Genomic DNA, 12,269 nt, shown 5'->3' on the forward strand with positions numbered 1-12,269 from the left:
CATCACGGTCAATGACAACAGGAGGAAAAGTGCGATAGTGCCTATGTGGAATAGTTATAGGACACCCGACCAGAGATAGGATTAACTTGCTGTTTTTAATAATATTAATTCCAACACAAAACGAGTCGTCGTGATAGTCAGAGCCAGTCGTCTTGTCATTCGAGACCCGTTATCCAGACAGCATATGCCTGCTCTAAGTCACAGATGTAAGCCAAGTCACTACCTATCATTCATCACTTGGTGTAAAACTAATGGCATCATTTCTTTCAAATTAAAAGACACTCATCGAACTAACTGAGCATTGAGCTTTTGATATGAAAATCACATCGTGGCTTAGTCAACCGTATTGGCTAAGTCAAAGCGAGCGAACAACACCGGACATGATCATGGAAACACATCACTCAATTGAAGAAATCTGCCAGCTCGGTCGTGGCGTGATTGAACAGGAACTGGAGCAGGCGAAACGGCTGCTGAATACCTTGAACCAGTCGTTTGCTGATGCCTGTCAGGCCATTTTGACTTGCAGCGGGAAAGTGATTGTGACGGGAATTGGCAAATCCGGACATATTGGTAAGAAAATCGCGGCGACCCTGGCATCCACCGGATCCCCGGCTTTCTTCGTTCATCCGGCAGAAGCCTTACACGGTGACCTGGGCATGGCACGTCATGGTGATGTGGTTATCCTGATCTCCAATTCAGGCGAAGCGAATGAATTTAAACTGATGGTGCCACTGCTCAAGCGTCAGGAAATTACCACCATAGGGATGACCGCCAACCTCAACAGTTTTCTGGCCAAAGAGTGTAACCTGGCACTAGATATCGCGGCAGAAAAAGAAGCGTGTCCACTTGGCTTGGCGCCCACTGCTAGTGCGGCAAATACCCTGTTACTTGGTGATGCGCTGGCGTTAACCGTGATGACACTTCGCAACTTTGATCACAATGATTTTGCGTTATCTCATCCTGCGGGCTCTTTGGGCAGCCGCTTGTTGACCAGTGTAGAGCAACTGCTGGATGCGCCGCACAAAAACGCCTTTTGCTCACCAGACTCCAGCCTGCAGGAAGCCGTGGGAGTGATGTGTCAAACCGGGTTTGGTTTAATCGCAGTGGTTGCAGATGGCAAGCTGCATGGGGTGTTTACCGACGGTGATTTGCGTCGCTCATTTGCCAAGGGCGTCGCACCGGATACCGCGATTAGTCACCTGATCAAACCGGGCGCCGTGACAACGTCCCATTCGGCGCTGTGCTTCGATGCACTAACGTTGATGCGCGAACGTGCGATTACCGCGTTGCCAGTGCTGGACGAGAACGACCATTTTGTGGGCGTCATCAACCAGCATACCATTCAAAAAGCGGGTATTTACTGAGCTGAGTTACTCAACTCAGAATCAAGACAGCGCGGCGATAGCGGCGCTGTCACTCAAACCCTTCTGCCAAATCAATCGCTTGCCTCGCTTCACTGAGGCTACAACCACACATATCCACCAACGCCAATGCCGAAATACCGGGGTGTTGCGCAATCACTTCGGCTGGCGTCGCTTTGGGCGCCGGCAACTGCTTTTCAATCGCAAGCTGAATCCAATAGTAATCGGCGCTGAGTTGCTGGTGTAACTGACGCAAGTTCTGCTCTTCTCCGCTCAGTAGCCAATGGCGTGAACGTCGAATACGTTTCAGACTGACGCCACACGCTTGTACCAGCGACAACACGTGCTGTTTGTCTACCACACGATGGACAAAACTATTGAGTTGAACGGATAACATGAGGAACAGAGTCAAAGGAAATGATTGGCAGATTATACAAAAACATCAGGTTCGGCCAAAGCGAACCTGATGTTGCAGTGGTTGTTACCAATAATTTTCGCTGGCGTATTGACCTGGTTTACGGCGCAGGTGCTTTTCTAAACCAAATTGCTGCAGCACATCCTGCGTATCGTGAACCATATCCGGGTTACCACACAGATACACAAAGCTTTTGTCTGCCCGCAACGTCGCGCCGGCCTGCTGCTGAATGGCACCGCTGCTCAGCAAATCAGGAATCCGGCCTCTGAGCGCATAAGGCACTTGCTCTCGGGATACAACCGGCACATACACTAAACGTCCCTGATAGTGCTCCTGCAGTTCTTCGATCTCTGCTCGGTAGACCAGATCTTCTTCATGACGCACGGCATGCACCAGCACCAGTTTATCCAGATGGCTGAGTGCATCAGGCTCACGCAAAATAGAGATAAACGGGCCAATCGCGGTACCAGTGGAAAGCATCCAAAGCTCTTTTGCTGGCTCAGGCAACTCGCCTACCGTCATAAAACCGGATACCGTCTGACCCACATAAACGGTATCGCCAGTGTTCAGTTCATGTAAACGTGGGGATAACTTACCGTGCTCAGCGGTAATGATCAGAAACTCCAGATGCGAGCCGGATGCCCGGTAGCTCGACACCATGGAGTACGCGCGCTTGTGCCACTGGTCTTCGTCTTCCTGCAACGCCAGTTTCGTAAACTGCCCGGCGTCATAGCGGCCGATATCAGCGTCCACCCACAAACTGAACTGATTTTTCGTCCAGTCTTTTCGTCGCACGACTGTGCCCGGGATTAGGTCACGAGGTACTTCTTTCATACAATCCTCCATCAAGGCAGATTTGAAATGCTGTTACTTCTAAGCCTAGGTGATATAAGCAAAACTGATCGGTTTTACGTGTCATATTCCCCCAGGTTCAGGACCCTGTCACCATCCTGTGCCTGTGACTAACTTACTCCTGAGGTGATAGAAAAATCAACACAACAACTGTAGGGACATCGCAATAAAAAAGCCCCGCAAGATGCGGGGCTTAGGTTCGATTCTCTGGCTTACATGCCCAGCCCTTCGGTTAAGGCTTTTATCTGCTGCAGATCCATCTGATGCACTTTGATCATTTGATCCAATTGACTCAGACGAGAGTTGGCTTCGTCTTGCTTATCACACGCATCTGATTTCGCATCCCATGAGCGCCCTTCCAGATAGACATCGCACTCTTTTTTCAACTTGGCAATTTTAGGGACCAGTTTTTCACGCTCAGATTGCAGTGCCGCCAGCTCTTGTTTAACCTTCACTTCACGCTGGAAAACTTCGCGTGAGCGCTCCAGCACTGTCGCCTGAATATCGGCCTGCGCATTCAGCTTCATGTTTTTGTCGTCCGCTTCTGTCAGCAACTTGGCTTTTTCGCTGACCTGAGCTTTCAATGTTTTGTTGCTGCTTTCGAGTTTAGTGATTTGTGCTTTCAGTTGTTCGACCTCGGCCTGATGCACCTGGTCGCGCTCTGCAACCGCTGCGCTAATTTTCTCTTCCACTTCAGCGCTCAGTGCCGCCTGACGCTGCGCCGCTTGATCAACAGAGGCTTTTTTACTGTCTTCTACCTGCTGGTATTTCTCTTCCAACACCTGATAGTTGGCTTCCCATTGCTTCGCCGTGACGCTTGAGCCAATCAGACCACCCAGAGCCAGTCCCAGCACAGCGGCAATAGCAATATACAGATAAGTGCGCTTATCGCGCTCTTCAATCACTACTACATCTTCGTCGTGTTGATTTGTCTCATTACTATTATTCACTCGGTTACTCCGTTTGCTCGTCAGCGGGTTAGTTCAGCAACAATGATGGAAGCGGTATACACCAAAAAACCGGCGATCAGCGTGATCACGACACCTTTTCGTAATTTTTCGTTCGTCCGGTAGCGGATCAACAAAAATGCCATTACTACTAAAATTGCGATCGCCAAAAGTCTAGTCATAACAACTCCTTGTTCAGGGAAACGCTCCCCCATCATTCCTCTTGCAACCTTAACAAAATGAGAGAGTTAAGCATGCAAAGACACTACCATTTTATACCATTTCCGTGCGGATAAAGGTCAGAAAAAAGTAGTTTCGGCCTCACCACTGCTCAAATCATCGACAAACAGGATTTTTGTAGGTGACATCACAAAATCTTTTGGTTACTATCCGAAAGCAAATCATCTACCAATAGATGATTGTTCCGATGAAGACTGCAGGAGAGTGGTTTTTAACCAATATATAACATTTGGTTAAACTAACCCGCCGAAGAAGTAAATCTTTCAGGTGCTTTATTCTAACCCTGGTTAGAAAACCCTTACGGGAAAGCGAGGACTGTAGTTGGAGGAACCTCTGGAGAGAACCGTTTAATCGGTCGCCGAAGGAGCAAGCCGTGTGCAAACAGGGTGAAACTCTCAGGCAAAAGGACAGAGGAGTGGAAAGAACATTATCCGGCTAGCGGCTTTTCTGTCGTTAGTGATCTGTTGAGATCGTTGATCTCCCCCTTTCCCTCTTCTCCTTAGTAATGCTTTATCAATTAAGGGGAATTCATGAACCACTTTCATTCTTTACTACAGACCATCGACAACTTAGTCTGGGGTCCACCACTTTTAATTCTGCTTGTCGGCACCGGTGTTTACTTTACCTTTCGCTTAGGCCTGATCCAGTTTCGTCACCTGCCAACTGCCCTGAAAATGGTGTTCAGTAAAGACAAATCGGCCGCCGAAGGCGATGTGTCCAGCTTTGCGGCGCTGTGTACCGCCCTTTCCGCGACCATAGGTACAGGTAACATTGTCGGTGTGGCCACTGCCATCAAACTTGGTGGCCCAGGTGCCCTCTTCTGGATGTGGCTGGCCGCGCTGTTCGGTATGGCAACCAAATACGCTGAGTGTCTGCTGGCGGTGAAATACCGCAAAGTCGACGACAAGGGCCAGATGATCGGCGGGCCGATGTACTACCTGCAATATGGCGTAGGCTCTAAAGCGTTGGCGGTGATGTTTGCCATCTTTGCACTGGGTGTGGCCTGCTTTGGTATCGGTACGTTTCCACAAGTGAATGCCATCATCGATGCCAGTGAGATCTCGTTTGGTGTCTCACGTGAAATTTCCGCGGTGGTGCTGACTCTGCTGGTCGCCTTTGTCACGCTCGGCGGGATACAGTCGATTGCCAAAGTGGCCGGTAAAGTGGTGCCAACCATGGCGCTGTTCTACATCATCGCCTGTGTCAGTGTGATCGTGATGAACGCCGACCGTTTGGTTGAAGCCGTGGAACTGGTGCTGGTGTCGGCCTTTACGTCAACCGCTGCAACCGGTGGTTTCCTGGGCGCGAGCATCATGTTGGCGATTCAGTCTGGTATTGCCCGCGGGGTATTCTCCAATGAATCCGGCCTGGGCAGTGCCCCAATGGCGGCGGCAGCTGCAAAAACCGATTCATGCGTGAAGCAAGGGCTGATCTCGATGACCGGTACCTTCTTTGACACCATCATCATCTGTACCATGACTGGCCTGGCTCTGATCTTAACAGGCGCTTGGCAGAGCGATTATTCTGGTGCGGCGATGACCACATACGCATTCGCGCAAGGTCTGAACTCCGATACGCTTGGCCCGATGCTGGTGTCTATCGGCCTGATGTTCTTTGCCTTTACCACGATTTTGGGTTGGAACTATTACGGAGAACGCTGCGTGGTGTACCTGTTTGGCACCAAAGCGGTGTTGGTTTACAAGCTGGTGTTTGTTGCACTGGTTGCTTCCGGGGCCTTCCTGCAACTGGATATGATCTGGCTTATCGCCGACATCGTGAACGGCCTGATGGCGATTCCAAACCTGATTGGCCTGATCGCACTGCGTAAGGTTATCGTCGAAGAAACCCGAAACTACTTTGACGCACTGGTCGCCACGCCAAATCAAGCGAAAATGCAGGTTCAGTCATAAATCATTCCGCTGTATCTCACGATAAAAAATAAGCGCCTATCGGCGCTTATTTTTTGTTTGAGTGAACGCGGTTGATTACGGCGCTTCTTCCACCAAAAGCTTCACGCCTAAGGCCACCAGCACCACGCCAGTGGTCGCTTCCATATAACGCATAAAACGGGCACTGTTGAGCAGCGATTTGGCTTTGTTCAACGCGCCGGCTAATCCACATTGCCACACCATAGCAATCACAAAATGCACGCTGGCCATCAGCAGTGATTGCAACAGCGGTGAACCTTCAGGGTTTATAAACTGAGGCAGAAATGCCAAGTAGAATACCGCGGTTTTCGGGTTAAGCACATTCGACAAAAAACCCTCGCGCAGTGAACGTTTCACCACCAGTTGCGAAGCACTTCCCTCATTGACACTCAGCGGTGCGTTGCCCTGTATGGTGGCACGCAAACTGGTGATACCGAGATAAATCAGGTACGCCGCCCCCACCATTTTGACGGCATTAAACAGCTCTGCAGACTGAGCCAGAATCGCCGAAATTCCTATCGCGGAAAACGTCGCGTGAACAAACAAACCAGCACAAATACCCACACTGGTGACACTGCCATCGGCAAAGCCGCCACGGGTGGTATTGCGAATCACTAAAGCGGTATCTAAACCGGGTGTTAGGGTAAGAATCGTGATGGCTATCAGGAAAGCTTCAAAGTTCTCAATCAACGTCGACATCCTTGTAAACAAATAAGAAACTTAAATTACTCCGTTTTACAGTCAAATACTATCCATTCGACTCCTCGCATCAGGATATTTCTTGGTCGAGATGTTAATCGTTGGTAAAATTGCCGTTCAATATGAATTATTTTAATGATTAGTCACGGAAGGCGTTCTATGAGTGCATTCAACAAGTTGGTTCAACACTCCCAAAAAATCTCTCACTTTAATCATCTCGCAGCCATTTGCGGCTGGGATCAGGCGGCGGTGATGCCGTCTGGCGGCAACGAGGCCCGCTCTGAAGCGATGGCTGAGCTGTCTGTCCATATTCACGGTCTGTTAACTCAGCCACAGCTGGCTGACTGGTTTGCCGAAGCAGAAAGCGAAAATCTGACCACACAAGAACGTGCCTCGTTGCGCGAGCTGAAACGTCAGTGGCAACAGGCAAACGTGTTACCCGAATCTCTGGTTCAGGCCAAATCTCTGGCAGGTTCAAAATGTGAGCACGCTTGGCGTACCCAACGCGGCGACAATGACTGGGCGGGTTTTGAAAAAAACTGGGCAGAAGTCGTGAAATTGTCACGCGAAGAAGCACAAATCCGCGCAGAGGCTACGGGCCTTAGCCCATACGACGCCATGCTGGACATCTACGAGCCGGGCACCAGTTCGGGCTCACTGGATGTACTGTTTGCTGATGTGAAAACCTGGCTACCGGATTTGATTGATCAAGCGATTGAGAAACAAAGCCACGAAGCATTCGTTGAGCCTCAAGGCCGCTTCGATACCGCCAGACAGAAAGCTCTGGGGCTGGATGTGATGAAACTGCTTCAGTTTGACTTCAACCACGGCCGTCTGGATGAAAGCGTGCACCCTTTCTGTGGCGGCGTGCCAACTGACGTGCGTATTACCACGCGCTACGATGAGAGCGAATTCGTGCAATCTCTGATGGGCATTGTGCATGAAACTGGTCACGCCCGTTATGAACAAGGCTTGCCAAAAGCCCTGGCTGGAACACCGGCCGGTGAAGCACGTTCGATGGGCATTCATGAATCTCAGTCACTGTTTTTCGAAATGCAGGTGGGCCGCAGCGCAGCGTTTATCGAACATTTGGCGCGACTTGCCGGTAAGCACTTCAGCGACCACGATGCAGAGCTGTTCTCAACCCAGAACTTCCAAAAGCTCTACACCCGAGTGAAGAAAGATTTTATCCGCGTGGATGCCGACGAGCTCACCTATCCTGCGCATGTGATCCTAAGGTACGAAATTGAACGTGACCTGATCAACGGCCATATCCAGCACACCGATGTACCTGCGCTGTGGAATGAAAAGATGCAGTCTTACCTTGGCCTCTCAACCGAAGGGAATTTCAAGAACGGCTGTATGCAAGACATCCACTGGACAGATGGCTCATTCGGTTACTTCCCTAGCTACACATTGGGCGCGATGTACGCCGCGCAGTTTATGGCTGCAATGAAGCAAACGGTGGACGTAGATGGCGCTATTCGCAGCGGCGATCTAACCCCCATCTTCAGTTGGCTGGAAAGCAATATCTGGAGTCATGGCAGCCTGCTCACCACGGACGAACTGGTGAAGCAAGCAACGGGAGACACCTTAAACGCCAACTACTTTAAAGAACACCTAAAAAGCCGTTATCTTTAATCCTCATAACTAAAGAAAAAGGCTCGCCAACGTGAATATTGGCGAGCCTTTTTAGTTGGTTGCCCAGTGTGAGACTAAAATGATTATGCCCCTTTATTCTTTAGAGTTGTTACTCATAACATTTCTGAGCCCCCACATTTGAATAAATATTGCTAGTGCCTATATAGTGCAACTAACTACATAGAGGAGGGGTGCGCACGGGTTATGGGCAATAGAAAATCGCTGTATTAATTGATCCAGAAAACACTCCATCCTCAAAGCTAAAACTGGTTATTGAAGAGTTATCTAGTTTGGGCAGATCATCGTTAAACGTGCACATGGCGACTTTTCTGCTGAACAACTAAAAAACTGGAAGCAGCCTTTGAGTGAGTTGGCGATTCAAGCCAAACAGCAATTCGCCTACACATCTGGAAAAAATCGGCAGACTCTTTAGTGATTATTGACGCAATGGATCTCTTGTACAGCCAAAGGTTTGATGCTTTTACTTTGATATTCAGTGATAGTGACTTTACAAGTCTTGCCAGCAGATTCAGAGAGTCGGAGATACACGTCATTGGTGTCGGAAAGGCGATGACTCCGACTTCGTTTAAAAATGCTTGTGACGACTTTGTCGCTATAGAGAACTTAAATGCAGACGTTGAACTTGAAGGCGTGCAATCAAGCTCTAATCAAGACGCAGAATGCGAATTATGGCGATTAATGCATCACGCTTGGCAGAACTATAGAGATGAATCGGGTTGGGCAAAACTAGGTGAAATTGGCAAGTATTCAAAGAGATTGAAGCCAGATTTTGACCCTCGAAACTACGGATTGAAGAAGTTATCTGACTTTTTTATAAGTATCAACACACTATAGAACACGCAACACCAAACGTTCTGGTAAGGAGTTTAAGTTGATAACAAAGGCTAGCAGACAAAATGATGTGCTGTTTTCGCAGATAATTTAAACGAGTTTCGTTTCCTACCAATTAGGTGGACAGGTGATAAATTAGGAGATTTTGCTCCACCCCGTCTTGAATACAATAACTTGGACTAATCTTTTTAAGCTGACCACCACACTTTTTCGCAATGTGTTGAGAAGCTGCGTTGTCTTGAAGACAATGTATTTCCAATGTTCGTATGCCATGTTCCTGTTTGAGTTGTGCTTTGGCCTGCTCTATACAAATACAGGTAATATTATGCCCTTGGGCTTCACGAGTTAACCAGTACGCCACTTCACTTGAAGAGCGGTGCTCATCAATGGTTCGTATACCAAACACGCCAGCGATTTTATCATCAACCCATATAGTATACCATCGAGCCACATTTTCTGGGAACCCAACACGTTGCTGAATGTAGCGAGTCATGGTATCGACGTCCTTGACTTCATCGACCCAATACAAATAGCGAGAAAGATATTCTCGCTCTTGCTGGACTACCTCAAACATGGCCTGCGCGTGCCCTACGCTTAATGGGGTTAAGGTGAACTTATCATGATTTATCATACTTTGCCTCCAACTGAGAGATGGGAAGAGAAAACTTTGCGATCTCTGGAGCTCTGCTAAGATAATCAATGGCCTCTTTCGTAAGCATCACTCTACCCTCTTCCACTTGGTAAATTGCGATGTGCTCTAGTGGGTGCGACTCGAAAAATGATTGTAATGAGTAGTTAGACACACGAATGGGCATATAGTCATTGAGTAAAGCGCTCAACTGTACATCAAACGGGCCCGACATATTGGTCCCGATTAAACCAAACAATTGCTCCCGATTGTCACTACAGTGATGCAAAGCTGAGTAGTTATTGCGAAAAGCTTTGAACACAAATCCACTGAAACCATATTTCATCAATTCAGGATAGGAGAGTTGTGGCAACGATTCATCGGCAATGAACATATGAGAATGAGCGTGTCCCACGTTCATATCACAATTCTCGTTTAGAGGCTGTTCTAGAGCAAAATAATCAACATCTTCGAGCAACTTCAACGTCGAGGCGAAGTCCGTGTGTTGGATTGACGCGTTGAAATCGAGAATAAACTTCGCTTTACCTCGGTGAAAGTTCAGAAATTCTTTCAGATGATTCAAATGATGAGGACTGGTTTTCAATTTGACGTAGTCCGCGCCAGGTTTCCAATCACCATTCTGAGTAATCCCCACCGTTTGATAGGTGCTCGACGTTTGACTGGGTGTGAGCTCAAAAGCACGATAGTGTAGATTTGCAAAGTAGCTGATCGCGTTTTGGATATGTGGAGAGTCGACACAAGTGTACTCATTGAATCGTAACTTTAGACTAGCTAGCGACTCACCGGCGCTTGGTGATAGCGGGAATTCCATTGCAAATCGAAGTTGGTCATTGACGGCAAACGCGATTAAGATTTCTGGCTTTACAGAAATAGTCCCTGAAGCAGTGCGAATGGCGCATGGTATAGGATATTCACGCACCAACAATTTAAGCGATATAGCCATACACAACCTCATAGCCCATGGCGGTAATCTGAGCCTTGCTCTGCTCCATTTTCTCAGTCCCTGCTTTATCGATAGAATTGAGCATATAAAAGTCGGGGGTCCATCTTGCTAATATGGGCAGGATGGAAGCAAGCCTGAAACCCTGAGACAATGACACAGTGAAAGAAAAATTTATGTCCAGTGACTGAAGATGAGCAACATTGTCTTCCCAAGTACGTTGGAACCTGACACTGTGCGAATTACGTTCGCTTAACAAGACATCCGTGCCAACAGAAAATCCCGAGAAATACGGTATATGTCTCAATCTCTCAACAAAGGGAGGCAGTGGTACATGACCACCGGTGGCAATACGAAAGATTTTCTTGTTCTCGACACATAGACGAATTAACGGTAGTAGCTCTCGATAAGTCAGCTCAAGTGGTTCTCCTCCTGACAACAAGATGATATCCTCGTGGGCGTGCGCGATCTCTTCTGTAGCTTTAGTACGAAGTATTGAGCGCTCTTGCCCATGTGGGCAATGAACACACTCAGCATGACATCCCTGATTGACAATGACGGTTTTAAGACTCATGGTAACTACTTAAGGCAAAGCTAGTGGTTAGTTTTCGGTAGGACTGGACCAAGTCAGCCAAGTACCCACCTTCGTAATCATCAGTTAAAAAATCAGCAAGTTGTTCACTTTTTTGACGAAGAAAACCTGTCACCCAATCATATGCGTCTCTTTCGGTTACCTCGAAGGCTTCGACGATAAATGCGACACGCTCTTGATTGGTGAGATCCAGTGTTGGGCTGGTTATTAAGGTCAGTGCGTCAAAGAGCGGATCACCTAAACTTGCCAGATCCCAGTCCACGACGTAAATGCGACCTTCACTGACGAGAATGTTGTCGGGGTGCAAATCTCCGTGGATCACAACCTCGTTATGAGGAATGCTCTTCCTGTCATTAAAGCGCTGAGAGAACGCATTAATGACGACCCGTTGCTGGTCACGATGTAAACTCGACAGCAACTCTCCGCTGATGTACTCCCACTCCACTTGGTTGTCTTTAACCGACAAGAGTTTTGGTGAAGGGTAGCCGCGGTTGTCACTTTGTAGGAATAGTGGATTGATATCGTCTGCTCTCGGATATTGCTGAATGTAAGACCATTGTGAATAGAAACGTTTCACAAAGTGCTTTTTCTGAGACATTGAGCGAACGTCTCGTTGTTCTGAGATTGTTTCATTGTGACGTCGGACTACCCAAGCTCCCAACACGAAAACCCCGAGACTCAGCGCCGATAGGATGAGGTTTACCTCTGAGAAATTGGAAAAGCCCCAAGAGTAGAGCGCACTCAGTAGTAAGCCCATGATGGCAGACAGCATAGCGGCGATCGACATTGCCGTGGAGAAGGACTGTCTGCTTTTCAGTGCAGTCATTAGGTTCGCGCTGATAATAGGCCGGTACACAGATTTGAACCCACACAATACGACATAACCCATAAATACGACCACGACATCATCGACGGACATCAACGCAAACGCAAGACACGACACTAACCCCAACAACACGAAATTAGTGTCCAAGAGCCATCGATTCATTAGATATTTACGATACACGTCTGAAGCATACGCCGACGCTACATTCCCCAAAACAAAAAACAGTCCAATCACTACCGTGGGGTTGAATGTTAATAATTGCTCAAAATGAACTTGTACTGTTCGTGTGTTTATTGCTACCAGAAAAGCGCAAACAGACCCCATAAG

Annotated in this window: 13 protein-coding genes and 1 riboswitch; of the genes, 4 read left to right on the plus strand and 9 right to left on the minus strand. The window is 48.1% G+C overall.

Features of this window, described 5'->3' with window-relative positions:
• Positions 1-386 precede the first annotated feature (386 nt).
• Positions 387-1,364, plus strand: coding sequence for a KpsF/GutQ family sugar-phosphate isomerase (locus CAG65_RS18305; RefSeq protein ID WP_161454559.1), 978 nt, complete (start codon positions 387-389; stop codon positions 1,362-1,364).
• Between the two features lie 49 nt (positions 1,365-1,413).
• On the opposite strand, the gene CAG65_RS18310 is transcribed toward CAG65_RS18305, so the two are convergent.
• From CAG65_RS18310 to CAG65_RS22100, 4 genes are all read right to left on the minus strand, one after another.
• Entirely contained in the window at positions 1,414-1,758 is a 345-nt protein-coding gene (locus tag CAG65_RS18310; RefSeq protein WP_161454560.1) for a ribosome recycling factor family protein, read from the minus strand.
• An 84-nt stretch (positions 1,759-1,842) separates the two neighbouring features.
• Positions 1,843-2,610, minus strand: a complete 768-nt coding sequence (locus CAG65_RS18315) for a ferredoxin--NADP reductase (RefSeq protein WP_161454561.1) — start codon at positions 2,608-2,610, stop codon at positions 1,843-1,845.
• A 230-nt stretch (positions 2,611-2,840) separates the two neighbouring features.
• Complete coding sequence (locus CAG65_RS18320) at positions 2,841-3,578, minus strand: chromosome partitioning protein ParA (protein ID WP_161454562.1); 738 nt, start codon at positions 3,576-3,578, stop codon at positions 2,841-2,843.
• A gap of 20 nt (positions 3,579-3,598) precedes the next feature.
• A complete protein-coding gene (locus CAG65_RS22100; RefSeq protein WP_021703469.1) occupies positions 3,599-3,757 on the minus strand; it encodes a hypothetical protein in 159 nt (52 codons plus the stop codon).
• A 381-nt stretch (positions 3,758-4,138) separates the two neighbouring features.
• Positions 4,139-4,236: riboswitch (glycine riboswitch) on the plus strand.
• Between the two features lie 109 nt (positions 4,237-4,345).
• Here CAG65_RS22100 and CAG65_RS18325 point away from each other — a divergent pair.
• Complete coding sequence (locus tag CAG65_RS18325; protein WP_161454563.1) at positions 4,346-5,725, plus strand: alanine/glycine:cation symporter family protein; 1,380 nt, start codon at positions 4,346-4,348, stop codon at positions 5,723-5,725.
• 75 nt (positions 5,726-5,800) lie between these two features.
• On the opposite strand, the gene CAG65_RS18330 is transcribed toward CAG65_RS18325, so the two are convergent.
• The gene (locus CAG65_RS18330; protein WP_237668213.1) at positions 5,801-6,433 is read right to left on the minus strand and encodes a LysE family translocator; all 633 of its coding nucleotides are present in this window, start codon (positions 6,431-6,433) and stop codon (positions 5,801-5,803) included.
• A gap of 168 nt (positions 6,434-6,601) precedes the next feature.
• On the opposite strand from CAG65_RS18330, the gene CAG65_RS18335 reads away from it, so the two are divergent.
• Positions 6,602-8,083, plus strand: coding sequence for a carboxypeptidase M32 (locus CAG65_RS18335; protein ID WP_161454565.1), 1,482 nt, complete (start codon positions 6,602-6,604; stop codon positions 8,081-8,083).
• A gap of 432 nt (positions 8,084-8,515) precedes the next feature.
• Entirely contained in the window at positions 8,516-8,938 is a 423-nt protein-coding gene (locus CAG65_RS22315; RefSeq protein ID WP_337247570.1) for an NYN domain-containing protein, read from the plus strand.
• Between the two features lie 112 nt (positions 8,939-9,050).
• On the opposite strand, the gene CAG65_RS18345 is transcribed toward CAG65_RS22315, so the two are convergent.
• From CAG65_RS18345 to CAG65_RS18360, 4 genes are all read right to left on the minus strand, one after another.
• Positions 9,051-9,566, minus strand: a complete 516-nt coding sequence (locus tag CAG65_RS18345; RefSeq protein ID WP_161454566.1) for a GNAT family N-acetyltransferase — start codon at positions 9,564-9,566, stop codon at positions 9,051-9,053.
• Positions 9,553-10,527, minus strand: a complete 975-nt coding sequence (locus CAG65_RS18350; protein ID WP_161454567.1) for a hypothetical protein — start codon at positions 10,525-10,527, stop codon at positions 9,553-9,555. Before CAG65_RS18350 ends, CAG65_RS18345 begins: the two co-directional genes overlap by 14 nt.
• Complete coding sequence (locus CAG65_RS18355; RefSeq protein WP_161454568.1) at positions 10,511-11,098, minus strand: hypothetical protein; 588 nt, start codon at positions 11,096-11,098, stop codon at positions 10,511-10,513. The genes CAG65_RS18350 and CAG65_RS18355 overlap by 17 nt, the downstream gene beginning before the upstream one ends.
• Positions 11,088-12,269, minus strand: a 1,182-nt coding sequence (locus tag CAG65_RS18360; RefSeq protein WP_237668855.1) for an aminoglycoside phosphotransferase family protein, incomplete at its 5' end; no start/stop codon positions are given. The genes CAG65_RS18355 and CAG65_RS18360, both read right to left, overlap by 11 nt.

Origin of the sequence: Vibrio sp. V39_P1S14PM300 (assembly GCF_009904765.1) — a bacterium.
Classification (GTDB): Bacteria; Pseudomonadota; Gammaproteobacteria; order Enterobacterales; family Vibrionaceae; genus Vibrio; species Vibrio proteolyticus.